A 25,517-nucleotide genomic window follows, 5' to 3' on the forward strand; every position below is an offset into this window, starting at 1 on the left:
GCGGCTGCGCAGAAAATATGGGGCTACCCAAAAAATCCACAGGGCAACAGTGATGACAAGGATCACTGAGCTGCTTAGGGGGAAGTCCACACTCAAAACCGTATGAGTAATCAACGGCCGCCTGCCGCATTAGCCTCGGTGTGTCGCGTTCGAGTCCGGGAACGGGACAAAGAAGTACGACGGCGGCACTCAGCTGCGCGAATCCAGCCACCTTTTCAGGACGCCGTCGGGAACTTCTTCCGAGGTCAGCGCGAAGGAACGGTGGTCAGCCCACTCCCCATTGATATGCAGGTACCGCTCCCGCAACCCCTCGTCCCGGAAGCCCAGCTTTTCCACCACGCGGAGGCTGGGACCGTTTTCCGGCCTGATGTTGATTTCCATGCGGTGCAGGCCCAGGGAGCTGAAGCAATGGTCCGTGGCCATGGCAACCGCGGTGGGGACGATGCCGCGCCCGGCGCGGCGCTGGTCCACCCAATAGCCGAGCGTTGCCATCATGGCCGAACCCCACATGATGGAGGACACGGTGAGCTGGCCGACGATCCGTGGTGAGCTGTACCCGGGCGTCCGCTCAGTAATAAGGAACGGGAGGGCAGTCCCCTGTGCAGCCTGCATCTTCAGCGAGCGCACCATGTGCCGGTAGTCAGGAAGCCAGCCACCCGGTGCCGGGTTCGATGCTTCCCATGGCGTGAGCCAGTCAGCGTTCAGTGAGCGGACATACATCCATTCCTTCTTGTCCCGGTAGCGGATGGGACGAAGGACCAGGTCACCGTGTTCCAGGGTGACCGGCCAGATGGCGCTGCCCGGCACCGAAGTCTAGTTGGACAGGCCGGCGGTAAAGCCAGGCAGCCACTCGCGCAGGCCGGGGCCCAGGTCCTCGCTGTCGATGGCGAGCTGGACGCAGGCCTTCAGGTAGCTCAATTTGTCTCCGGTGTCGTAGCGGCGGCCGCGGAATACAACGCCGTACACGCCGTAGCCTTCCCCTTCACCGGAAGCGAGCTCCTGGAGCGCATCCGTCAGCTGGATTTCGTCGCCACGGCCCGGCGCGGTGTTTTCAAGCACCGAGAACACGGAGTGGTGCAGCACATAGCGTCCGATCACGGCAAGGTTGGAAGGGGCATCCTCCACATCAGGCTTTTCCACCAGCTTGTTGATGCGGACGTAGCCCTCCCCGTCAATCTCCTGGATATCCGCGCAGCCGTAGGCGCTGATCTGGGATGGCTCAACCTCGATCAGGGCAACAACCGAGCCGCCTGTCTTGGCCTGGACCTCGATCATGGTGCTGAGCAGTTCGTCGCGGGCATCAATGAGGTCATCGCCAAGGAGCACGGCGAAAGGTTCGTCACCCACGTGCTGCTGGGCACGCAGCACTGCGTGGCCCAGTCCCTTGGGATCGCCCTGGCGGACGTAGTGGATGTCGCCGAGGTTGCTGGCTGCCTGGATGGAGGCCAGCTTGGCGGTGTCCCCCTTGGCCTCAAGGGTGGCTTCCAGTGCCGGGACGCGGTCGAAGTGGTCTTCAAGGGCGCGCTTGTTCCGGCCCGTGATCATCAGGACGTCATGGAGCCCCACGCTGACGGCTTCTTCAACGACGTACTGGATGGCAGGCTTGTCCACCACCGGAAGCATTTCCTTGGGCATGGCCTTGGTGGCTGGCAGGAACCTGGTGCCGAGTCCCGCTGCAGGGATAACGGCCTTGCGAACTGGAGCGTTGGTGGTAGTCACTGGACTAATCTAACGGAGACGGCAGGCATCCGGTAAAACCTGCCACACCCAACCCCATACGGAAAGGCCGCAGCGATGCTCTCCGACGCCGCAGCAGTCAAGGCAAACATCAGGGCCCGCCACAGGGCTGCACGGGCGGGGCGGCCCCAGTCCGAACTGCTGCCCCTGGGCCAGGGTATTGGCCGGCACGGGCTGTCCTGGGCGCAGTCCGTGGCCCGGCCCGGCAGCACGTCATTCGCCCTCTACCTGGGGGTGGGAGACGAACCGCCCACCACGTCCCTGATGGAGGCGCTGCATTCGCAGGGATATACCGTGCTGCTTCCCATCTGCGGGCCCGGCCGCACGCTGCTCTGGGTCCGTTGGACTCCGGAGGCAACATTCGCCCGCAGCCGTTTTGCACCTGTAATGGAACCCGAAGGTGAACGGCTGGATCTGGCCGGCGCGTCCGGAAGCCCGGAAGGCACGGGACTCGCCGGAATCATCCTTCCGGCCACCGCCGTCGACCGTTCCGGAAACAGGATTGGCCAGGGCGGCGGCTATTACGACACCTTCCTCGCGGCCATCCAGCGCCATGGAAATATCCCGCCCACCATTGCCGTTGTGTACGACGACGAGGTCCTGCCGGAAGGTGCCATCCCTGGGGAGCCCTTTGATATGAGGGTGCAGGCGGCGCTGACTCCCGGCGGGCTGGTTACGTTCCATGGTCCGGACAGCCCGGCCCAATGATAGAATTGGCACTCAGGCCCTGAGACTGCTAAGGCTTCGGAGAGATCCGGCCCCGGCAGGCAGGACCTTGTGTTTGCCCCAGGAGGAGGATCATCAGTGCCCACGTATGCCTATGCCTGCAAAGATTGCGGTTACGACTTCGACATCTTTCAGTCGTTCACTGACAGCACCCTGACCGAATGCCCGCAGTGCCAGGGTTCCCTGCGCAAGAAGTTCAACAGCGTCGGCGTTGTCTTCAAGGGCTCCGGTTTCTACAGGACTGATTCCCGCGATTCCAAGGGCAGCACCGTCTCGGCAGCACCGGCGTCCTCCACTCCTGCGGCCGCCCCCTCTTCCGCGCCTGCTCCGGCTGCGGCTGCTGCCAGCTAGCCCTTCTGTTCCAGGCGGACTTCCCGCCTTATGCACATAGCCGGGGTTGTCCACATACGACGCCGGACCCCTTCTGCAGGTGCCGCGCGCCGCCTTACGGTGCCTGTATGCCAGCCACCGCGTTCACTCCCGCCGCTCCTCCGTCCGCTCCGCCCTCCCGCCGTCGGGAGGCGTCTTCCACGAACCTTCCATCCGGGCAGGCAGCCCCCGCCTCCCGGCTCCGACGCTCGGAAGGCACTGCAGCCGGGGTCCCGCGGCGCCGGAAGCTGGAGACCCAGGTGCCCGGGCGCCAGATTTCAAGACGGCAGCTTTCAGGACGGCAGGGGTTTGGGCGAACGCGGCCCGGGAAACCCCATCGCACGGCGTATGACGTCCGCGGGCGGCCCGGGTCAGGTATCGGCAGTATCGGCAGCTGGTTCCGCGGCAAGCGCCGTCTGGCCATCGCACTGCTTTTCTGCTGCGCGGCAGGGCTTACCGTGCATCAGCTCACACCGGCTCCCACTGATACTGTCACGGTGCTCGCGGCCGCACGGGACCTTCCCGCCGGAGCCAGCCTTGCTGCAACGGACCTGGTCAGGCTGAGCGTTCCACCGGAACTCGTGGTGGAGGGTACTTTCACGGAATCCTCTGACCTGGCCGGAAAACAGCTGGCATCCCCCGTCCTGCGAAGCCAGATACTCACCACCACCCAACTGCTGGGCCAGGGGCTCCTGGCCGGCGCCGAAGCTGGCTCCACTGCTGTTCCGCTTCGCATGGCGGACCCTGCTTCCATCCAGCTCCTGTCCCCCGGACAACTGGTGAACATCGTCAAGTCGTCTGACGGCAGCTATGGCACCGGCGCCCCGTCCGAAGTCCTGGCACAGGCTGTGGCTGTGCTCTGGACCTCCGGCAAAGGCGGCCAAAGCAGCGAATGGCTGGGCTCCGGCGAGACAGAAGGCCTGGTGGTGGTAGCTGCCAGCCCGTCCCAGGCTGAACGCCTGGCCGGGGCATCAAGCCAAGGCAAGCTGTTCTTCGTGATGGTGGGAGCCGGTGGCGGTGCTTAGCCCCAGACTGAGGCTATGCACTGCCGTGCCTAGCCCCAGTGCGGCGGCTTCTGCTCCCGCAGCCAGGCGTCGTGATCGTGGTCCGAGGTGTCGCCCCAGCGACGGGGATCATCCTCGGCGGCCTTGTTCGGGATCACGCTGGCTGCATGGACAGGCTCACGCCGCAGCTCCCTGCTGGAACTCTCACCCGCGGGGCCCTGCGTGTCTGGGGTCTCGCGTACGGGAGCGGCGGTAGGAGCGCCGCTTGCGGGGGTGCCGTCAACGGAGGTGCTCCTGGCGGAAAGTTCCGCTATAGAAGTCTCCCGGGTCTGCTGCTCCGATCGCGCGGCCTCCGAAGCCTCCGGCTCTGGGGTCTGCGTCTCCGGTACGGGGGTCTGCGTTCCCGCGGCCTGTGCCGATCCTGCAGCCTCCGGGGCTTGCTGCACCAGACCTGCAGCCTCCGAAGCGTCCGGCTCTGAGGCCCGCTGCTCCGTGGACCGAGTCTCCGTGGCCTGAGTCCCCGTGGCGGGAGTGCCGGCCTTGTCTGCCTCATGGGTCATAGCGTCTTCCTTCCGGCCTGCCTCATCAGCTTCGTTGACGGAGCGGGCTGGTTCATGCTTTTCATAGTGGCCGTGCCCGGTGGCCTGCTGGCGGCCCGGACGCTGGCGGAGGCCGGTCGATTGGCCGGCAGCCTGGATGTGGGCGGCATTTTCGAGCGTCAGGCGGTCCACATCGTCATCAAAGTAACCCCCGGTTGCCCCGTGACGCGAAGCGACCTGGACGTTCTCCAATCCAAGATAACCCGCAATCCGGTCAGCACACGAGGAAGGATCGGTGAAGACCTCAATGGTCCACAGCGGCATGTAGCGCCAGCCGAGCCGTTCCAGGAGCTGTGGCCGCAGCCGGCTCCGCTCGCGGACACTCATGGCCCGGTAGCGTTCCGTGCCGTCAGACTCGATGGCCACTGGACGGGGAATCTCGGCGTCGTCCTTGCCCATGGTGCTCAGGGGGTCGGCTGCCGCGGCGACGTCCAGGACGCCGTCGTACTGGTGCCACACCCTGGCGCCGCGGGCACGGAGCCGTTCGCCCAGGTCGGCCACCAGCGGGTCTGCGCCCAGGGCCTGCTCGCTGGCAGCCGCCCGTGAGGCCGGGCTGCCGAGGTCCGAGTTTCCGGCGATTTCCCGGTCCAGCAATTCGAAGAGGTCTACTGCGCCGTGGCTCAGGCGCGTCCGGTCAAGGTCCTCTGGCCGGAAGCAGCTCAGCACGTGCATGGAGCGGCGGGCACGGGTCATGGCCAGCGCAAACTTTGCCCTGCCTCCCTCTGCCGACAGTGGTCCGAAGCTGTGCAGGGCACGGCCGTGCGGGGTCCGGCCGAATCCCGGCGAGAAGATCACGTGGTCCCTGACCATGCCCTGGGCGCGTTCCAGGTCCACGACGCGGAACGACTCACTGCCCGCGGAGAAGAAACTGGACAGTCCGGGGTGGTTGGGGAGCTGGAGCCTGATGGCCTCCCCGATCCGGGCAGCGTGGCGCAGGCTGGCTGTGACAACCGCCAGCGAGGTCCGCGGCCGAAGCCGGGCGTGTTCAAAGACGAGTTCCACCACACGGTTGACTTCCGCCACGACGGACTCAACGCCGTCGTGGTCTGCGCTGGGCAGCCCGGTACCGTCCGGCAGGTACTCCACCAGGAGGGAACGGTCCAGTCCCGTGGCAGTCTGGCCTTCAGGCAGGCGGCGCAGGCCGTCGTCGTAGAAGTTCCTGCTCAACTGGAGGACCAGGTCCTCGTCGAAGGCCCGGTACACAAAGCGCAGGCGCCAGGTGGGAAGCACCTGGGACAACGCCGTGAAGGCACTTTCCACACGCTGGTGGGCGGACTCGCCCGCCGCCAGGCGTTCAACTCCAACCGTGAAGGTGCGCGGGCTGGCGATGCGGTCATCGCCGAACGCAATCACCTGCTTGGTGCGGGCGATGGCGGGCAGGACGGCCTGCAGTGAGGTGGCCTCGGCATCAACAACCACTACGGCGTCAAAACCCTGGCTGGCCGGCAACAGTCCGGTCATCAGGTACGGGCTGACTGTCCAGACCGGCACCAGCGTGGACACCATGTCCGGCGCCAGGGCGCTGAGCGCGCCCAAAGTAACGCGGCCATCCTTGAGCAGTCCACGGAGCTGCTCCGCCTGCTTGGGTTCACCGGCAATGGCCGCACGCCAGCGCTCGGCCAGGGTCCACCGGAGCCGGGCAGCACCGCTGGCAATGTGGGCGTTGTCCGCCAGCCGGTATTCGGCTTCGAGCTTCCGGAGGGCATCGCCGTCGGACATGGCCAGGTAGTCGTCACCACTGATCATGGCCTCGAGCACGGACTGCCACCACGCCAGGTCAAGCTCAGCGGCAACAGCCTCCACCGGGACTTCGCGCTCGGCAAGATCCGTCAGCAGCTCCCCCAGTCCGTGCTCCCGCATGTTCTCCACCAGCAGCGTGCGCTCCGGCAGGGTCTTCAGGGACCGGGTGTCCGCAACCAGCGCCTCAAGGCGCTTCATCAGTTCGTCATAGGGGGTGGCGCCCAGGTTGCCGCCAGTTGACGTGTGCTTCAATGCTTCGCCAAGGCTGGCCAACTCCCGGCCAAGGGACCGGTACATGACATTGATTTCAGCCAGCCCGGACGGCACGGCCGGATGCCGCTGGGTCGTTGCGTAGTCCGCCCAGAGTGCGCGCTGGTCCTGCACCAGCACCAGCGAACTGTGGAGGTCTGCGATGTGAACGCCCGGGCGCACGTATTCCTTGGCCACCCGGCGCAGCCGCGAACGCTGCATGGACGCCATCTCAATATTGCGCTCACGGCGCCAAGCCGAGGAAGCCGTCGCGGAAATGAGGTCGTGGACGGGCCTGTCGAAGATGTCCGGAGTAAATTTGTCCAGGCTCTCGCGGACTGCAATGAGCAGGTCCAGCTGCTCGCCCCACTCTGCGAAGGTGGTGCCCAGCCGGATTTCGGCGTGTCCGGCCACGGCCTTCATCCGGTCGCGCAGCAGCGGAAGGTTCTTCTCAACCGAGCGCGCCAGATCCTGCGCCTCCTCGGTTTCCTTCCGGGTCAGCAGCCGTGCCCCGTGCCAGGGGCTGGCGGTGGACGAACGGCTGAAGCTGCCCAGCTCAGCCGCCCGCTTCAGGCGCCCGGCCAGCTCGGCCCGGTCCTTGATGCTGTCCAGGACACTTCGCTTCAGGCGCACGGTGGTGGCCGGTGCCGGGTGGATGGAGGTCAGTTCCGCAAGGGACTGCATAGCCTGGTAAGGCGAGCATCCCCAGCGCTTGCGGACGTTATGCAGGGACGAGACGTGGTCCACCAGGGCGTGCCGGTGTTCGGTCAAGGTCTTGTGGAGGTTGTCCAGCTGCGGCTGCAGGGACTTCTCGTTACGTACGATCGCCCGGACCAGCTGCGCTTTCAGCTGCTGGGGCGAGCCGTTGCCGGTCAGCTGCAGTACTGCCGAATCCAGGCCAAGGCCCTCAAGCTGCGAGGTTACCTCGTTCAGGCTTGCGCGCCTGTCCCCCACCACCAGGACGGTCTTGCCGGCGTCAACCAGGGTGCCGATCGTGTTGATGACGGTCTGCGTCTGGCCTGTTCCGGGCGGTGTGCTGACCACCAGCGATTCGCCCGCCCGCGCTGCGTCCAGGACGTACTGCTGGTCCGCGTCCGCATCCAGCAACAGGAGTTCCTCGGCCGGGTGGCGTTCGTCAACACCCGGAAAACGCTTCGGATCACAGGGCTCGACGGCGGGAGCCTCACCTGCCGCTGCCTTGGCAAGGGCGGCGACCAACGGGTTGCGTTCGTTGATCCAGGGATCGTCCAGGTTTCCGGAAAGATCAGCGAACGTGGAGACAAGGAGGTTGTGCTGGACCTCGGCGCCGTGGATGGGAGCGACGATCGTGGAAAGGCGGTCCAGGACGGGCAGCGGATCAAAACGGGCGGTGCTGTAGGCCATCCGGGTCAGGGTGTTGACGTCGAAGACGATGCCGTGGATGTTCTTCAGGTGCCGGACCAGGGCCGGATTCAGGCTGGCCTGTTCGGTGAGCTGGAGTTCGTAGTCGTCCTCGCCCGGCCGGACAGTCAACGAAATCCCGGCAAGCATCACGGGCGCCGAAACCCGCTGCGGCTTGCCGCCAACGGCGGAGGTCCACACCACGGTGCCCGCGGAAAAGTAGCCGGCATCGATGCCGCGGTCGTTTCCGAGTTCGAAGATCTTGGAGCGGAGGTTCCGGGAAGCCCTCGCGGCGACGACGTACTGCTGCCGGTCACGGATCAGCGTGGAGAGACGGGTCCGCCGGCCGGCCATCAGCTGGGCGAGCCCGGACGGGTGCGCGGACGTCAGGTCAATCGAGCCCTCGGGGGTCTTGGTGAAACGCAGAAGGGTATCCGCCCCGGTGACTGGCTTAAGCCCCGACAGCCACTTCCGGAATTCCTCGGAACCCTCTGTTTGGCCTTGACCAACTGACACTACTGCCTTCTTTTCTGCGCTTACACGTGACGCCCTGGACCATACCGGCATGCATTCGAGAGTAGCCGGAATCTGCAGGCAGTGAGAGACCGCAACACTGTATGGAGCGAATTCACCACCGAAAAAAGTAAGCGGCCGGCCCCGGATCGGGGCCGGCCGCTTACAGGTTTACTCCCACTCGATGGTTCCCGGCGGCTTGCTGGTAACGTCCAGCACCACGCGGTTCACGCCGTCCACCTCGTTGGTGATGCGGTTGGAGATGCGGGCCAGCAGGTCATAGGGCAGCCGTGACCAGTCGGCCGTCATGGCGTCTTCGGAGGAGACGGGACGGAGCACGATCGGGTGGCCGTAGGTACGTCCGTCACCCATCACGCCAACGCTGCGGACATCTGCCAGCAGGACAACGGGCATCTGCCACACTTCGTTGTCCAGCCCGGCAGCTGTCAGTTCCGCGCGGGCGATGGCGTCTGCCTTGCGCAGCAGGTCAAGGCGTTCCTTGGTGACCTCGCCGACGATCCGGATTCCGAGGCCGGGGCCAGGGAACGGCTGGCGTCCGACGATTTCCTGCGGCAGGCCAAGCTGCGCGCCAACGGCACGGACCTCGTCCTTGAACAGTGCGCGCAGCGGCTCAACGAGCTCGAACTGCAGGTCCTCGGGAAGGCCGCCCACGTTGTGGTGGCTCTTGATGTTGGCTGCACCTTCGCCGCCGCCGGATTCGACGACGTCCGGGTACAGGGTGCCCTGGACCAGGAACTTGATCTTCTCGCCATGGGCCGCGGCCTCTGCGATGATGGAGCGCTCGGCTTCCTCGAAGGCGCGGATGAATTCGCGGCCAATGATCTTGCGCTTGGTTTCCGGATCGCTGACACCGGCCAGCGCTGCCTGGAAGCGTTCCTGCTCGTTGGCTACGTACAGCTTGACGCCGGTGGCCGCCACGAAGTCGCGTTCCACCTGCTCTGCTTCGCCTTCGCGCAGCAGGCCGTGGTCAACGAAGACACAGGTGAGCTGGTCGCCCACGGCGCGCTGCACCAGGGCAGCAGCCACAGCGGAGTCAACGCCGCCGGAGAGGCCACAGATGACCTTGGCGTCGCCAACCTGCTGGCGGATGCGTTCGACCTGTTCGTCGAGGATGTTGCCGGTGGTCCAGTTGGGTTCCAGCTTGGCACCCTTGAACAGGAAGTTCTCCAGGACCTGCTGGCCGTAGGCGGAGTGCTTGACCTCAGGGTGCCACTGCACGCCGTAGAGGCACTTTTCTTCGTTGGCGAAGGCAGCTACCTCGGCGCCTGCGGTGGTGGCCAGCACCTCGAAGCCCTCGGGTGCCTCGTGGACGGAGTCGCCGTGGCTCATCCAGGTCTTCTGGTGCTGCGGCATGCCTTCAAGGACGGAACGTCCTTCGCCGAGGATGGTGGTTTCGGTGGAGCCGTACTCGCGCAGGCCGGTCTTGTCCACCTTGCCGCCGAGGGCGTTGGCCATGGCCTGGAAGCCGTAGCAGATGCCAAACACGGGAACGCCGGCCTCGAAGAGGTCGGCTCCAACGCTGGGGGCGCCGTCGGCGTAGACGCTGGCGGGGCCACCGGAAAGGATGATGGCGGCAGGGTTCTTGGCCAGGAGCTGCTCGGTGGAATAGGTATGCGGAACCACTTCCGAATACACATTTGCTTCCCTCACGCGGCGGGCAATCAGCTGCGCGTACTGGGCACCGTAGTCAACAACCAGCACCGGCTTCTGGGAAGTCTGGGATGCAGTGGGAGTAGTCACCGCCCTAGCCTACTTTGCGGCGTAACCCCGGCGCATCTTCTGGCAGCCCTCTGTGATGCAGCAGACTCTGCAGGACCTCTGGACGGCGGCCCGCCGCGCACCTGATCAGTAGCGCTTGGGGGCGGCCGGGTTCGCCGCGAGCTCCGCTTCGACCTCCCGGTGGAACTTCTTCTCCACGATGAAGGACAGGAACGGCACCACGCCGCCCAGCGCCAGGACGATCATCTTGCCAAAGGACCAGCGCATCAGCGACCAGAGCCGGAAGGTGGCCATGAGGTACACAACGTACATCCAGCCGTGCACGATCAGGACGGCTACCGAGACATTAAAGCCGCCCAGCACGCCTGCCGGTTCAGCCGCAGCGAAGCCGAAGCCGAAGGGCTGGCCCGTCAGTGCGTCAGTTCCGCCTGCGAACAGGTAGCTGCCGAACCCGTAGCGTGCGATCAGCTCTGCGCAGAGCAGCAGCAGCATGGCCCCGGTGAGGTAGGCCAGCACCTTGTAGAACGTAAGTGCGGAGCGGATCTGCGCAACGGTGCCGCCGAAGCGGCGCTTCTTGGTACGCGGTGCGCCGTCAGAGCCGGCGGATTCGCCGGAGCCGGCTGCGGGGACGGCGGGTTTGGGATCAATCATCGTGTTACCTCGCTGTGGTGGTCTTCAAAATTCTCGTCCAGTTCCTCTTCACGGTCCCGGTTGTAGTCGTCCCTGACCAGCCGCCACCAGATGAACAGTGCGAAGCCGGCAAACACCACCCATTCAAGGGAGTAGAAGAGGTTGAGCCAGTTGACCTTCTGGCCCGGCGGCTGCGGGCCGATTTCAAGGGGTTCAAGGGGACTTTCGACGGCGGCGGCAGAGACATCCGCACCGCCCGCCATTTCACTGGTTGCGGCAATGAATGCCGGGTAGCTGCTGACATTCCACTGGTTGATCAGTTCAGCCGCTGAGACGGCGCTGGCCCAGCCGGGCTGCGGATCGACGTTGGCAAGCGGCGCCTCGGAGGGAAGGAGCCTTCCGGTCAAGGTGATGATGCCCGACGGCGGCGCTGGAGCAGCCTCCGGATCCGCCACCCAGCCGCGGGCTACGGGGATCCAGGTTTCAGGCGACGCGGCCACACCTTCCAGGGCGGGGGCGCCGTCCACCTTGAAGGCGTCGACCACCCAGTAGCCCTTGGCACCGTCCTTGAGGCGCTCTGCCACCAGGACCTGCTTGGCGGGATCGTATTCCCCCGTGGCCGCGACCATCTGGTCTGCCACGGAGCCAGGGAAGAAGCTGCCCGGATCCAGGGTGCCGGTCAAGGGGCGGACATCTTCGGTAGCCGGGTTCACGGGGATTTCCGGCGTTGTGGAGCGGCCGAACTGCCATTGGCTGAGGAGGACGAACACCCCTGAGACAACGATCGCAAAAACGAATCCTGCGATCCATTGCGGCTTAAGGGCTGTTTTCCACACCCCTTAACCGTACTTCGTTCCGCTGTAGAACAACTAAACGGGCCAGGCCTCAGTGATCAAAGAAGACCAGGCTTGAGTTGATCAGCTCGGCGATGACCTCGGCGTCGTACGCGCGGCGCAGGGACTCGCGGAAGGACTCCTTGGAAAGCGACCGGGCCAGTGTGGCCAGGACCTCCAGGTGCTCGGAGAAGGAACTTGCCGGCGTCGCAATCAGCAGGATGACGGTGGCCGGGCCGTCAGCGGCGCCGAAATCAAGGGCGTGACCGTACTTGGTGACGCCCACGGCAATGGACGTCTGGTTGACGAACTCGCTGCGGGCGTGCGGCAGGCCCACTCCCCCGGGCAATCCCGTTGCGAGCTGGTGTTCCCGGGCGTTGACGTGGTCCAGGAATTTGGGCAGGTCAGTGACCCGACCGGCAGCATGGAGCCGCTCGGCCAGCTGGCGCGCGGCATCTGCTTTGTCCGACGCGACCATCTCCAGGATCACCATTCCAGGGGTGGTCAGTTCGGCGTCGTACCGGTCAAGTGGTTCTGCCAAGGCAGGTCCCTTCGAAGAGGAGTTGTTACATGCCGGACGGCGTCACTTCAGCGGGACGATGTCTTCCACTCCCATGCGCGCCGCGTCCGCAGATTCGTCGTCCGGCTGCTGCTGGCTCAGACGTTCGGCTTCCACGCGTGCAATGTAGTGCCTGATCTCGTTCTCGCGCTGCGCATCACTCCAGCCAAGAATGTTTCCCATAAGTTTAGCGACCACCGGAACAGCAGAGACACCCCTGTCCCAGGCTTCGATGGAAATCCGGGTCCGGCGGGTCAGGACATCGTTGACGTGCCGGGCGCCTTCATGGGTTGCGGCGTACACGGCTTCGGCCTGCAGGTAATCGTCAGCGCCGGGCAGCGGCTCGGCCAGGGAGTGGTCTTCCTTGATCAACTCCAGGACCTCATACGCCATGGACCCGTACCGGTTGAGCAAGTGTTCCACCCGCGCTACGTGGACGCCGTACTCCTCAGCCGTGCGGTTGCGCCGGTTCCATGCCGCCTTGTAGCCAGTTGCCCCCAGCAGCGGGATGGTGGCCGTGCAGCTGGCCGGGACGCGTTCGTCCATGGTCCTGGTGGCCTCGTCCACTGCGTCCTTGGCCATCACGCGGTAGGTGGTCCACTTGCCGCCGGCCACCACCACCAGGCCGGGTACCGGGTGTGCCACCACGTGTTCGCGGGACAGCTTGGCGGTGGAATCGTTCTCCCCTGCCAGCAGGGGCCGCAGGCCTGCGTAGACACCCTCCACGTCTTCACGGGTCAACGGCCGCTGCAGCACGGTATTCACGTGCTCAAGGATGTAGTCGATGTCCTTGCTGGAGGCGGCCGGGTGGGCCTTATCCAGGTTCCAGTCGGTGTCGGTGGTACCGATAATCCAGTGCCGTCCCCAGGGGATGACGAACAGCACCGACTTCTCCGTGCGCAGGATCAGGCCGACTGTAGATTGGAAACGATCGCGCGGAACCACCAGGTGGATGCCTTTGGAGGCACGGACCTTCAACTGCCCGCGCTCGGTCACCATGGCCTGGGTCTCGTCAGTCCACACGCCGGTGGCATTAATGACCTGCTTGGCGCGGATGTCGAAGCTGGTGCCGTCCTCATGGTTGACCACCTTGGCGCCCACCACACGCTCGCCCTCGCGCAGGAAGTCCACGACGGACATCTGGTTGACCGCGTGGGCACCGTAGTGGGCGGCCGTACGGATGAGGTTGGCAACGTACTTGGCGTCGTCCACCTGGCCGTCGTAGTACCGGATGGAGCCGACGAAGGCATCCTTCTTCAGGCTGGGTGCCGCGCGAAGCGTTCCCCGCCTGCTGAGGTGCTTGTGGAACGGCACTCCCCTGCTGTGTCCGCCGGAGATGGACATGGCGTCATAAAGGGCAATGCCGGCACCAACGTAGGGCCGCTCGAAGAAAGGCCTGGTCAGCGGGTACAGGAACGGAACAGGGCGGGCCAGGTGCGGGGCAAGCTCGGAAAGCAGCAGGCCACGCTCCTGCAATGCCTCCTTGACCAGGGCAAAGTCCAGCATCTCCAGGTAGCGCAGCCCGCCGTGGATGAGCTTGGAGGACCGTGACGACGTACCGGCAGCCCAGTCGTTGGCCTCGACGATGCCCACGCTGAGCCCCCGCGTGACGGCGTCAAGGGCGGATCCGGCTCCAACGATCCCGCCGCCAACAATCAGGATGTCCAGTTCCTGGCCGGGCTCCGTGGTGGCCTTGAGCCGTTCCAGGGAAGCCGCCCGGGCTTCGGGTCCCAGCTTGCCGTTGCTGCTCGGATCGTTCGTCATCGAAATCCTCCATCACGCGGGTCTGATTTTGTTAACCCTACTTCGGAGAGCCGACGAACGGCAGGGTGTGGCTAGTTGCCCGCGTACGGGGAAACGACCACGTCCACGCGCTGGAACTCCTTGAGGTCCGAGTAGCCGGTGGTTGCCATGGAGCGGCGCAGCGCACCAATGAGGTTGGACGTTCCGTTGGTGTGGTGGCCCGGCCCGAACAGGACCTCGTCGAGCGGACCAACAGTTCCTACGTTGACCCTGTCGCCGCGGGGCAACTCAAGGTGGTGGGCCTCCTGGCCCCAGTGCCAGCCCCGGCCCGGCGCCTCTTCGGCGCGGGCAAGTGCGGTACCCAGCATGACGGCGTCGGCTCCCATGGCAATGGCCTTGACGATATCCCCCGAGGTGCCCATGCCGCCGTCGGCAATGACATGGACATAGCGTCCGCCGGATTCATCCATGTAGTCACGGCGGGCGGCAGCGACATCGGAAATGGCCGACGCCATGGGCGAGTGGATGCCCAGCGCCCGGCGCGTGGTGGTGGTTGCACCGCCACCGAAGCCCACCAGGACACCGGCGGCACCGGTGCGCATGAGGTGCAGGGCGGGCGTGTAGCCGGCCGCGCCGCCCACAATCACCGGAACATCCAGCTCGTAAATGAACTGCTTGAGGTTCAGCGGCTCGTGGTCCTTGGACACGTGCTCGGCGGACACGGTGGTACCGCGGATGACGAAGATATCGACGCCGGCAGCCAGTACCGTCTTGTAGTGCTCCTGGGTGCGCTGGGGGGTCAGGGATCCGGCGACAGTGACTCCGGCAGCGCGGATCTCCGCGAGGCGGGACGTGATGAGTTCAGGCTGGATGGGAGCGTTGTAGAGTTCCTGCATCTTCCGGGTCACGGCAGGGTTGCTGGATTCCCCAGCGAGGGCCGCCAGTTCATCCAGGACAACCTGCGGGTCCTCGTACCTGGTCCACAGGCCCTCGAGGTCCAGGACGCCGAGGCCACCCAGGCCACCCAGGGCGATGGCGGTCTGCGGGGACATGGCCGAATCCATGGGGGCTGCGATCACGGGCATGTCGAATTTGTAGGCGTCAATCTGCCACGAGACGGAGACGTCCTTGGGGTCGCGGGTACGACGGTTGGGGACAATCGCAATGTCATCCAGGGAGTAGGCACGACGCCCACGCTTGCCACGGCCGATCTCAATCTCATAAGTCACTGCTCTAGGTTATCCCAGGCGGACCAATCACCAGGCGATGCAGGCTCAGGCGACGCCAGGTTCCGGGCCAACATCGGCACTCAACTGCGACTCGAACATCCTGAAGTAGCGGCCGCGCAGGGCCACGAGTTGGGCATGCGTGCCTTGCTCCACTATCCGGCCGTCTTCGAGCATGTACACCACGTCGGCCTTTTCGATGGTGGCGAGCCGGTGGCTGATCGCGATGATGGTGCTGCCGTGATCTGCGAACAGGCGGCTGAAGATCCGGTGCTCCGCCAGGGCGTCGATGGCCGAGGTGGGCTCGTCCATAATCATGAACGAGGCACGACGGTAGAAGTTGCGGGCCATGGCAAGCCGCTGCCACTGGCCGCCGCTGAGGCCCGTTCCCTTGCGGCCGCGGGGGTCCTCCATCCAGTTGCTTACATGGCTGTCCAGGCCGTTGGGAAGCTTGTTGATGAACTCCAGCGCTTCGGCATCGGCCGCTGCCTGGCGGATCCGGTCATCGTCACGCGGCGGATCGACGTCGCCAAACCGGATGTTGTCAGCGGCCGTAGCGAACTCGTACTTCAGGAACTCCTGGCTGAGGACCGCCAGATGGCGGTGCCAGGACGTGACATCCACGGCGGCGAGATCCACGCCGTCGAGCATTACCTGCCCCGAGTCAGGACGGTAGAGGCCTGCAAGGATGCGGATCAGTGTGGACTTCCCGGCGCCGTTCTCCCCCACTATCGCAATGTGCTGGCCGGACTATCGCAATGTGCTGGCCGGCGGTGATGGTCAGGTTGATGCCCTTGATCACCTCGGTATCGCTGCCCGTGTACGTGAAACGGATATCGCGCAGCTCCACTTTCTGCGGAGTTTCCTGCAGCGGCGGCGCGTGGTGCGAATGCACGGGCAGGTCCATGAACAGCTCATAGTCCTTGAGGTTGGCCAGGTCCTCGTCAATGGAACTCAGGGATGACACCAGGTTGTTGGCGGTGGACAGGGCCCGGCTGACGATCTGCTGGACGTACAGGAACTGGCCCACCGGCTGGGCCCGGGCAATAATCTGCCCCACCACCCAGATCAGCGAGACCACTTCGGCACCGTACTGCAGGGCGTCGGCCGCGAGCTGCTTTGGAATGTATCTCTTCTGGAAATCCAGCCGGCGTCTCTCATCCTGGTCCCGCAACCTTGAACGCAGGTCCATGAGGTAGCCCACGATGCCGTAGAGCCGCATCTCCGCGATGTGCTGGGGCCGGAGCAGGTTGTTCTCGATCATGCGCCGCTTCCGCCGCGAATCCACCTGCGTGTTCCAGTGCGCGATCTGCTCGCGGGAGAGCCTGAACTGCAGGTACACGCTGGGCACGATGGCCACCAGCACAATGACCGCAATCCACCAGCTCACCAGCAGCAGGGCGCCGATGGCCAGGATTACCGAGACGAGCTGGGTAAAGATTGCCGCGATCCGGTCCAGGACGCGCGCGTAGGAATCGGAGAACCGTTTGGCCCTGTCATACAGGTCAACGGTGTCTTTGTCGTCGTAGCGCCAGAATTCCAGCGCCAGGAAACGTTCGTACATCATGTCGCCAACGATCGCCCCCACCCGGAAGCTCATCAGCTGCTGGATGTAGCGGTCAACGCTGCTGAACGAGCCCCAAAACAGGCCCAGCGCCGCCGTCACGATGACGTAGACAATGGCCTGCTGCCCGGCCCCGGCGTCGCCTGCGTAGGCGGCAGCCAGGGCCGTTGTGGTCAACGCCGCGAAGTACGTGGTGACCAGCGGCAGCAATGCCGAAATGAGCGAGCCGACCACCTTCATGATGACGGCGGCCGGCGACGCCCGGAAGCTGACCCGCAGGACCTGCGCCACCGCACGCGCATACGGCTTCAGTGCCAGTTTGCGCCGGGACTTCTTTCCGTTGAGCTCTTCAGGATGGCGGGGTTGAGGCATTCGGGTCAGCGTGAACCGTAGTTGGGCGCTTCCACAGTCATCTGGATGTCATGCGGGTGGGATTCCTTCAGGCCGGCCGGGGTGATCCGGACGAACTTGCCGCGGGACTTCAGCTCCGGGATGGTGGGCGAGCCCACGTAGAACATGGTCTGCCGCAGCCCGCCCACCAGCTGGTAGGCCACCGACGAAAGCGGCCCGCGGTAGGCAACTCGGCCCTCGATGCCCTCCGGGATCAGCTTGTCATCACCGGAAACGTCCGCCTGGAAGTAGCGGTCCTTGGAGTAGGAGGTGTTCTTGCCGCGGGACTGCATGGCGCCCAGGGAGCCCATTCCGCGGTAGGACTTGAACTGCTTGCCGTTGACGAAGATCAGGTCTCCGGGAGATTCGTCGCAGCCTGCCAGCAGCGAGCCCAGCATCACCGTGTCCGCACCGGCGACCAGCGCCTTGCCGATGTCGCCCGAGTACTGCAGGCCGCCGTCGGCGATCAGCGGAACGCCCGCCGGAATTGCTGCCTTGGCGGATTCGTAGATGGCGGTGATCTGGGGGACGCCCACGCCGGCCACCACGCGGGTGGTGCAGATGGAGCCGGGGCCCACACCCACCTTGATGCCGTCGGCGCCGGCGTCGATCAGTGCCTGAGCACCCTCACGGGTGGCTGCCTGGCCACCAATGATGTCCACATGCGCGGCGGACTTCTCAGCCTTCAGCCGGGCGATCATGTCCAGCACACCCTGCGAGTGGCCGTTGGCGGTATCAACGAACAAGGCATCCACGCCGGCGTCCACCAGGGCCATGGCGCGCTCCCAGCCATCACCGAAGAAGCCGATGGCCGCACCAACGCGCAGCCGGCCTTCGTCATCCTTGGTAGCCAGCGGGTACTGCTCGGCCTTGGTGAAGTCCTTGGTGGTGATCAGGCCCTTGAGGCGGCCCTGCTCGTCAACCAGCGGAAGCTTCTCGATCTTGTTGGTGGCCAGCTTGTGCGAGGCCTCGTCACGGCTGATGCCCACATGGCCGGTGACCAGCGGCATCTTGGTCATAACGTCGCTGACCAGCCGGAGCGGGAAGTCGGACTCCGGAACAAAGCGGGTGTCGCGGTTGGTCACGATGCCCAGGAGGCGGTTTTCCGTGTCAACCACCGGCAGGCCGGATACGCGGTACTGGGCGCAGAGATCGTCCAGTTCCTTCAGCGTGGCCTCGGGCCGGATGGTGAGCGGGTTGGTGATCATGCCGGACTCGCTGCGCTTGACCCGGTCCACCTGGTCCGCCTGGTCCGCGATGGACAGGTTGCGGTGCACCACGCCCAGGCCGCCCTGGCGGGCCATGGCGATGGCCATGCGGGACTCGGTGACGGTGTCCATTGCGGCGGAGAGCAGCGGGGTCTGGACGGTGATCCGCTTGGAGATGCGGGAGGAGGTGTCGGCGTCGGACGGAATGACGTCCGTGTGCCCGGGAAGGAGCAGGACGTCGTCATAGGTCAGGCCAATAAAGCCGAAGGGGTTGTGTTCGGGCTGGGTCATGAGTGCGCCTCTTACCTTAAGTTGCTGGGTGACGGGTAGGGGTTGCAACCGATGACCAGCCCGTCATTACGGGTCTGGCCTGTGCAGAAGTGGTCCGGCCGAAGTACTGCCGGGGCAGTGCAAACTGTTGAGTAAATATTAGAACCTTGCAGGGCATCTCCCTATTCCGCAGCCCACATGTGAGCAATGGCACGCTTACCAGCCGGTTGCCGCCAGGAGCCGCTGCTCAAACATGGGGATCATGCTTTCCACATAGGTGCGGGTGAGGTGGTTGTCGTCCTTGTAGACATACACGTTGCCCACCACTGCCGGGCAGACGCCGTTCGCGCAGATAAAGTCGCTGAGGTCCATCAGGTGGAGGCCATCAACCTTGCCGGCATAGCCATCAAGAGGTGAGACGTCGGCCAGGGATTCACTGATGGGTGCACCGCATTCGGGGGCATCCGGACCATTCTGCTGGGCACACTCGGCCACGTCGGTGGTAAACCTCGGGTTGTCCCGGATGCCCACGATCTCGATTCCGGCGTCTGCGAACGGCTGGATTCCCTCCAGGTACCCCGGAACCTCCGTCTCGTAGGGCGCTTCCTCGTGGGTCAATGAAGCCACGGTAAAGACGGCATCGGGCTGATGCTCCAGGACGTAGGCGGCGCTGGCGTTGTTATAGGCATTGCACTCGTCGTTGCGCTCGGGCGACTCCGCTCCGAAGCGGCACGCCGGCATCAGCAGGGTCACCAGCTCCCAGCCCCGCTGCGCAGCAATCGGTGCCAGGGCCGCCAGGTACTGCTGGGCGTGCGAATCCCCCAGCACGACGATCCGTTTGGTAACGGGGCCGTCCGGAAGCTGCTGGCGGCAGCCCTCCAGGATGGGATCTTCGGTAGCGTTCGCATCCACGCACGGCTGGTGGATTCCAGCCCAGTCCTCTGCGAGGGCAGCCGGTGCCGGAATCACCTTTGCGGGCGGAACAGGCGTGCCTGCCTTTTCCGGGCTGAGCTGCGCGGCGCCGGGAGTCAGCTCGGCCGGCTGCGCGGCCGTGGCGGCTTCGTCAGCCGTGAGCGTGGTCTGCCAGATCGCTGCCGGACCGGCCAGCAGCGCACCGCAGGCGGCAATGATGACGGCGGTGCGCCAGGCCTTCAGCTTGGGCCAGTGCCAGTCCCGGAGCGGTTTCTCCACGAACCGGGTGGTCAGGACCGCAAGCACCGTGGCGGCACCCACAATGGCCAGGCCCTGGACCAGGTTGGGGAACTCGACGCCGGTGGCCGCCAGCGCGAGGACCAGAACCGGCCAGTGCCACAGGTACAGCGCGTACGAGTTATCCCCGAGCGCCACCAGCGGCTTCGACGACAGGAACCGGTCCACCCCGAACCGGCTTCCGCTCTGCCCCGCCACGATGATGGCCGCAGCGGCCAGCGTGGGCCAAAGGGCTATGTAACCCGGGAACGAACGGTCCACCACCAGCACCAGCCCGCAGGACACCATGGCCACCAGGCCGGCCCAGCCCAGCACCAGCCGCAGGGCTTTGCCAGGCTTCAAGTACGGCAAGGCCAACGCGAGCAACGATCCAAGCGCGAATTCCCACAGCCGGGTCCGGGTATCAAAGTAGGCGTACGCCTGGTTGCTGCCGGTCTGCTCCACCGAATAGGCAAGGGAAAAGGCGAACACCGCACCGAAGACGACCGCGAGCAAGCCGCGGTAGCTGATCCCGGCAACCTGCCGCTTCAGCAGCGGAAGAAGCAGTGCAGATCCGGCAAAAATCAGCGGCCACAAAATAAACACCTGGCCCTGGATGGACAACGACCAGAAGTGCTGCAACGGACTGGCGCCGGCGTGCTCCTGCGCGTAGTAGTCCACGGCCGTGTCAGCCAGCAGCCAGTTCTGGCTGTACAGAAGGGACGCCCAGGCCTGGTCAAGGATCCCGCGCCAGCGACCCTCCGGCAGGATCAGCCACGTGCCCGCCAGCACACCCAGGATGACTACGACGGCGGCCGGCAGCAACCGCTTGAACAGGTGCAGCCAGTGCGTCACCAGATCGATCGGCCGGCCCGACTCAACTTTCCGAACGAAGGACAGCGTGAGCAGGAAGGCTGAAATCAGGAGGAAAATGTCCACACCCCCGGACACGCGCCCCAGCCACACGTGGTACGTCATGACCATCAGGACGGCGAGCGCCCGGAGCCCCTGAACCTCAGGGCGGAACGTGGATTTGCGGGGTTTGCCGGCGTCTGCAGTTCTCGGAAAAGACACAAAAACCTCTCGCAGCGGGCAATCAAAGCATTAACCCTACGGAGGTGCCTGTCCGATGGCCAATCAGCGCCGGGCCTTCACGGCACCGGTCAGGTGGTTGCGGACGCCGCCTCGCGGTGGACCGGCGCGGGGAGTTTTCCCGCGAGATAGCGGGCATCGCGGCTCACTCCGGGCAAGGTTGCCGACGTCGCCGCGTAGAGGAATTCCTGGCCAAGGAAGAACAGCCCGGGTGTGTCCAACGCCACTCCCCGCCATTGCCTGGGCAACCCGCCGCCGTCGAGCATACCGGCGTCAATCCAGCTGAAGTCATCGCGGAAGCCCGTGCACCAGATGACGTTGGCAACCTCCAGCCGGGTGCCGTCCGCCGCCACGGGACAGCCGTTCTCCACGCCCGTAATCCGCGGTACCAGCTTGACGCCCACATCTTCCAGGTCCTTGGACTTCGTCCTGATCAGCGGTGCGGCATTCGCCTTGAAGGACGGCGCCACTTTCTTGCCCACCGGCGTGCTCAGCGTCAGGATATGCATCCCCGCGAACCGCACCAACGGCAGGAAGTACCGTGCCGCCGTCGGACCGTGTTTCACCGGAATCTCCGCGCCGGGCCTGCCCGCGACGAAGGTGGGATGCGCACGGCTGGCTTCGAGGCCGATTTCAGCCCCGGAATTCCCCCGGCCAACCACAAGCACCGGCCCGTCCTGCAGCTGCTGGAGATTCCGGTACTGGCTGGAGTGCAGCTGGACGATGGACGGATCCAGCTCCGCTGCAAACTCCGGCAGGTTGGGGGCCTGGCTGCAGCCGGTGGCCACCACAACGTTGCGGGCTTCCCAGCGGAGGCCGTCGGCAGAGGCTATGAAGCGGTCCCCTTCCCGGCGAAGATGCTCGATCCGGACCCCGTTGTGGATGGGAAGTTCGAACGTCCTGGCGTAGTCCTCGAGATAGGCCGCAACGTCATCCTTGGTGGGGAAGGACAGTGCGTCTGCGGGGAACGGGAGGCCCGGAAGGCCGTCGTACTTCGCAGGGGTAAAGACGCGCAACGAATCCCACCGCTGCCGCCAGGCGTCTCCGACCCGGGGAAAGGCATCCACTATCAGGAAGGTCCTCCCCTGCCCACGCAGAAGGCGACCGAGGGCAAGGCCCGCCTGTCCGCCGCCGACGATGAGGGTATCCAGCGTGCCGGTGGCGCCGTTGCTGTTCATGGCTGTTCTCCGTTTGATGTCGATGAAGGTTGCTGGCAATGAGGTGGTCAGGGATGGTTCCCCCGCGGGTGGTTATGGAGTCAGGCTACGGTTCCTGCCATGGCAGCGGATCGGGAGAATTATGTATTTATGCCGCCTCATACCGGTGCAGTTGGGTTGTATTGCGCACGTCTTATGCAGGCCGGCTTCAACCTGCGAGCCCGTGTTCGAAGGCGTAGCGCGTGGCGGCCGCCCGGTTTGAAAGGCCCAGTTTCATGAAGATGTTGCTGACGTGCCGGGCAACGGTTTTTTCGCTCAGATACAGCTCGGCCGCAATGCTGCGGTTGCCCCGGCCGGAGGCCACCAGGCGAAGGACTTCCACCTCCCGGCGTGTCAGGGGCCCTGCGTTGGGTCCTGTGTTGGGCCCGATATTGGGTCCTGTGCTGGCCCCTGTTTTGGTCCCGGGCCCGGCCTGCATGAGGGTGGCGGCCCAGGCGGCGGCCGCGGTGGCACCCAAATCAAGGAGTTCAGCCTGGGCCGCCTCACATTCCATTCGTGCCGATATTTCGTCGCCGGCGCCGCGGCAGGCAAGCCCGATCAGTACCCGGCAACGGGCGGCCTCATAGGGCACGCCGAGTTCAAGCCACCCTTGCCAGGCCTGGCGCAAAGCCTGGGCCGCCCCGGCATGATCGCCTTCGTGCAGCCGCACCCAGCCGTCGGCCTGTGCCGCCACAGCCCGCACCATGGGCCGGGGGCACTCTCTGGCGAAGCTCAGCAGCTCATCGGTACCCTTCCGTGCCTCGGACACGTCTCCCGCAGCCAGCCCGATTTCCACCAATGCCGGCAGCAGGCTGCGCCGTCCGGCCACATTCGCCTGGCCCGCGGCCCGCAGGATCATCGTTTGCGCCTCCCGGGCATTTCCCCGCGCCATGGCGACAAGCGCGAGGCCCGGCTGCGGTTCCCGACCACTCCGGGCAGCCTGCTTGTAGGAGGCCTCGGCCTGGTCAAGGTTGCCACGGAGGCGATGCACTTCCCCCTCCTGGTAGTAGCCGCCATAGAGCGCCCAGGGATCGCCGTCATGGGCACGTTGCTGTGCAACTGCGGCTGCTGCCAGCGCCTCATCCCAGGCTCCGTGGAGCCGGAACAGTTCAGCCCGGTGTGCCTGGCACTGGCCACTGAACGCCACAGTCCCCGGGCGGGCATTGCACCAGCGGTCCAGTTCCGCCGTCCACTCAAGGGCACGCTGGAAATCGAACGTCAGCTGGCAATTGCCGATAACCGCGCAGTAGATAATTCCTGACGGTACAGCAGAGAGCTCCCCCGCCGTGACTGCCACCATGGCCTCGTCAAACATCCGAAGGCCTTCCTCGGCCCGGCCAAGCGCCAGCGCCGCCTGCCCCGAACCCAGCAGGGCGAGGGCAGAGAGGTCCTTGTCCTGGAACTTCTGGCCGAAGGCGGCAACCTGTGAGAAAAGCGCGACGGCGGCTTCCGGATCACCGCCGTGCAGTGCGCCCAACGCAACCGGCAAAAGCATCAGCCCCTGTACAGGATCCGGTTCGGTGAGTTCCGCTGCCAGACGCTGTCCGCGGGCAAGCCAGCCTCCCGCCCGCGCGGGTTCGCCGGCGTTTCCCAGGTGCATCGCCAGCCAGGCGGCACAGCGGGCGGCGCCGATGACGTCACCCACCACCAGGTACTCCTCGTGGGCCCGGACCAGGGTGTCCATGCCCGTGGGGCGGTTCCCTGTCAGGATCTCCGCCGTCGCCAGTCGTTCAAGATCAGCGGCCGGAAGTCCGCCCCGCTGGTCGGCAGTGCGCAGTGTCCGGAAAGCATCCGTCCAGCGTTGGTCCCGGAACGCTGCCCGGCCCTGGTCAATGTCCGTCTCCGCCGACATCAGGCCTCCCTTGGGTACCGCCAGCCAGGCCATCAGCCAGGCCCCACGCCGTGCTGTGCGTGCGGGCCGGGCGGCCTAATCGCCACGGTACGCCGGCGGTGCACCGTGGACAACTGCCGGCGCAGGCTTACCGGAACTCAGGGGCGCAGCAACGTGAGCAGTGACTGGATGGTGTCCGCCTCAGCGGCGGTTTTGTCCGCGCGATAGGCCTTGACCCGGGCGAACCGGAGCGCGATCCCGCCAGGATACCGGGGAGATTTCTGCACTCCGTCGATGGCTACCTCCACAACGGTGATGGGCTCCACCCACACCGTTCCGGCCGTGCGGCGCACCTCGATTTCCTGGAACCGTTCAGTCTGCCAACGCAGCAGCTCGTCGGTAAGGCCCTTGAAGGTCTTGCCCACCATCACGTAGCCGCCGGGTTCACCAAACTCCCCGGTCGGATCCAACGCGCCAAGATGAAGGTTGGACAACAGCCCGGTCCGCCGTCCCGAACCCCATTCACAGGCAAGCACCACCAGGTCGAAGGTGAGCACCGGTTTGACCTTGATCCAGTTCGAACCCCTCCGTCCGGCGGCGTAGGTTGAACCCACAGACTTGACCACCACACCCTCATGCCCGGCGGCCAAGGCATCCCGCGACACCTGCTCCGCGACAGCGACGTCCCCCGTGATCTCACCCGGAATGCGGTAACCCGGCGCGATGCCCTCGAGCAGGCTGATCCGGGTGGACAACGGCTCATCCAGCAAGTCCCGGCCATCAAGGTGGAGGACATCGAAGAACCACGGATGCAGCACTGTGGTGCGCACAGCGTCTGCCCCGAACCGGGACATGGTTTCCTGGAACGGCCGTGGGCCGCCCTCTTCATCCAAGGCGAGTGTCTCGCCGTCGAGAATCACATCACGCACCGGCAGCCTCCGCGCCACGTCCACCACCTCAGGGAGCCGGTGCGTTACGTCGGCAAGATTGCGGGTGAAGATGCGTACTTCCCCGCCGGTGCGATGCACCTGGATGCGGGCGCCGTCGAGCTTGTATTCCACGGATGCCTCGCCCGTGGTCTCCAGTGCCTCGCGGGTGCTGGACGCCGTTGCGGCGAGCATGGGCTGCACAGGACGGCCGACGACGAGACCCACCGCATCGAGTTCGGCCGCCGTACCGGTCAGCGCCAGCAAGGCAGTGCCACCGAGGTCCCCCGAGAGCATCGCCGCGCGGCGCACGGCGTCGACAGGGCGGCCGGCAGCCCGGGCCACTGCGTCCGTCAGGACACCCTCGAGGGCACCGGTGCGCAATTCCCCCAGCAAAACACCGGCGATGAACTGCTGTTCCGCTTCCGTAGCAGCCGCGGTGAGGGTCCGAAGGGTGGCCGCGCGATCCGCCGTCGACCCGACGCCTGCAGTGACGAGGAGCTTGTCCAGCGCCGCATCAAGATCGGCGACGGTCAGGCTGGGCTGCCCGGCCGGCTCCCCCATCGCCGCTGACATGCCCCGCCACCCGACGCCGACCCTGCCCTGGCGTGGCCTGGCCATCAGCAGGCCGACCGTAGTGGTGATCTCCTCCGGTTCGATCCGGCGCAGGAGATCCGCGAGCGCACTCACCTTGGCGAGCCTGGAGCGTGTGGAAGCGACGGCCTGGGACGTTCTGACAAGCTCTTCGAGCAGCATGGCCTCAGTCTGCATGAGTCAGCGACGCACGGTAAAGACGACGTCAGG

General features: G+C 65.4%; 17 protein-coding genes and 1 pseudogene. 3 read left to right on the forward strand and 15 right to left on the reverse strand.

All coding sequences use genetic code 11. From position 1 onward, the window contains the following. Positions 1-189: 189 nt before the first annotated feature. Both ACPJW8_RS13275 and galU read right to left on the reverse strand, forming a co-directional pair. Positions 190-807 (reverse strand): GNAT family protein, encoded by a 618-nt coding sequence (locus tag ACPJW8_RS13275; protein ID WP_330187536.1) that lies wholly within the window; start codon positions 805-807, stop codon positions 190-192. A gap of 6 nt (positions 808-813) precedes the next feature. Continuing rightward, a complete protein-coding gene (galU, locus tag ACPJW8_RS13280) occupies positions 814-1,719 on the reverse strand; it encodes a UTP--glucose-1-phosphate uridylyltransferase GalU (RefSeq protein ID WP_330187535.1) in 906 nt (301 codons plus the stop codon). Between the two features lie 75 nt (positions 1,720-1,794). Between galU and ACPJW8_RS13285 the strand changes: the two genes are divergently transcribed. From ACPJW8_RS13285 to ACPJW8_RS13295, 3 genes are all read left to right on the forward strand, one after another. Further along, positions 1,795-2,445: a 5-formyltetrahydrofolate cyclo-ligase gene (locus tag ACPJW8_RS13285; protein ID WP_330187534.1), complete on the forward strand. Its 651-nt coding sequence runs from the start codon at positions 1,795-1,797 to the stop codon at positions 2,443-2,445. 96 nt (positions 2,446-2,541) lie between these two features. Beyond that, a complete protein-coding gene (locus ACPJW8_RS13290; RefSeq protein WP_330187533.1) occupies positions 2,542-2,814 on the forward strand; it encodes an FmdB family zinc ribbon protein in 273 nt (90 codons plus the stop codon). Positions 2,815-3,290: 476 nt separating this feature from the next. Beyond that, the gene (locus tag ACPJW8_RS13295; RefSeq protein WP_330187532.1) at positions 3,291-3,857 is read left to right on the forward strand and encodes an RcpC/CpaB family pilus assembly protein; all 567 of its coding nucleotides are present in this window, start codon (positions 3,291-3,293) and stop codon (positions 3,855-3,857) included. A 29-nt stretch (positions 3,858-3,886) separates the two neighbouring features. Here ACPJW8_RS13295 and ACPJW8_RS13300 read toward each other — a convergent pair whose 3' ends face one another. The 13 genes and pseudogenes from ACPJW8_RS13300 to ACPJW8_RS13360 form a co-directional block, all read right to left on the reverse strand. After that, positions 3,887-8,371 (reverse strand): AAA family ATPase, encoded by a 4,485-nt coding sequence (locus tag ACPJW8_RS13300; RefSeq protein ID WP_330187531.1) that lies wholly within the window; start codon positions 8,369-8,371, stop codon positions 3,887-3,889. Between the two features lie 117 nt (positions 8,372-8,488). Then, a complete protein-coding gene (gene guaA, locus ACPJW8_RS13305; protein WP_330187530.1) occupies positions 8,489-10,078 on the reverse strand; it encodes a glutamine-hydrolyzing GMP synthase in 1,590 nt (529 codons plus the stop codon). Between the two features lie 105 nt (positions 10,079-10,183). Beyond that, positions 10,184-10,708: a DUF3817 domain-containing protein gene (locus tag ACPJW8_RS13310; protein ID WP_330187529.1), complete on the reverse strand. Its 525-nt coding sequence runs from the start codon at positions 10,706-10,708 to the stop codon at positions 10,184-10,186. Then, positions 10,705-11,523: an SURF1 family protein gene (locus tag ACPJW8_RS13315; protein ID WP_330187528.1), complete on the reverse strand. Its 819-nt coding sequence runs from the start codon at positions 11,521-11,523 to the stop codon at positions 10,705-10,707. Before ACPJW8_RS13315 ends, ACPJW8_RS13310 begins: the two co-directional genes overlap by 4 nt. Before the next feature lie 49 nt (positions 11,524-11,572). Beyond that, positions 11,573-12,061 carry a PTS sugar transporter subunit IIA gene (locus ACPJW8_RS13320; protein ID WP_330187527.1) on the reverse strand — a complete coding sequence of 163 codons (489 nt, stop codon included), beginning with the start codon at positions 12,059-12,061 and terminating at the stop codon, positions 11,573-11,575. A 42-nt stretch (positions 12,062-12,103) separates the two neighbouring features. Next, positions 12,104-13,843, reverse strand: coding sequence for a glycerol-3-phosphate dehydrogenase/oxidase (locus tag ACPJW8_RS13325; protein WP_330187526.1), 1,740 nt, complete (start codon positions 13,841-13,843; stop codon positions 12,104-12,106). 71 nt (positions 13,844-13,914) lie between these two features. Further along, a complete protein-coding gene (locus tag ACPJW8_RS13330; protein ID WP_330187525.1) occupies positions 13,915-15,051 on the reverse strand; it encodes a GuaB3 family IMP dehydrogenase-related protein in 1,137 nt (378 codons plus the stop codon). A 45-nt stretch (positions 15,052-15,096) separates the two neighbouring features. Then, positions 15,097-16,984: pseudogene (locus ACPJW8_RS13335) on the reverse strand (ABC transporter ATP-binding protein). A gap of 5 nt (positions 16,985-16,989) precedes the next feature. Beyond that, positions 16,990-18,501: an IMP dehydrogenase gene (gene guaB / locus ACPJW8_RS13340; RefSeq protein ID WP_330187524.1), complete on the reverse strand. Its 1,512-nt coding sequence runs from the start codon at positions 18,499-18,501 to the stop codon at positions 16,990-16,992. Positions 18,502-18,696: 195 nt separating this feature from the next. Then, entirely contained in the window at positions 18,697-20,742 is a 2,046-nt protein-coding gene (locus tag ACPJW8_RS13345) for an acyltransferase family protein (RefSeq protein ID WP_330187523.1), read from the reverse strand. 89 nt (positions 20,743-20,831) lie between these two features. Beyond that, a complete protein-coding gene (locus ACPJW8_RS13350) occupies positions 20,832-21,938 on the reverse strand; it encodes a flavin-containing monooxygenase (protein ID WP_330187522.1) in 1,107 nt (368 codons plus the stop codon). 187 nt (positions 21,939-22,125) lie between these two features. Then, a complete protein-coding gene (locus tag ACPJW8_RS13355) occupies positions 22,126-23,808 on the reverse strand; it encodes a LuxR C-terminal-related transcriptional regulator (RefSeq protein WP_330187521.1) in 1,683 nt (560 codons plus the stop codon). 137 nt (positions 23,809-23,945) lie between these two features. After that, on the reverse strand, positions 23,946-25,469 hold the full coding sequence (locus ACPJW8_RS13360) for an ATP-dependent DNA ligase (RefSeq protein WP_330187520.1): 1,524 nt from the start codon (positions 25,467-25,469) through the stop codon (positions 23,946-23,948). Positions 25,470-25,517 lie beyond the last annotated feature (48 nt).

The sequence above is a fragment of the Pseudarthrobacter sp. J47 genome, from assembly GCF_049810315.1.
Classification (GTDB): domain Bacteria; phylum Actinomycetota; class Actinomycetes; order Actinomycetales; family Micrococcaceae; genus Arthrobacter.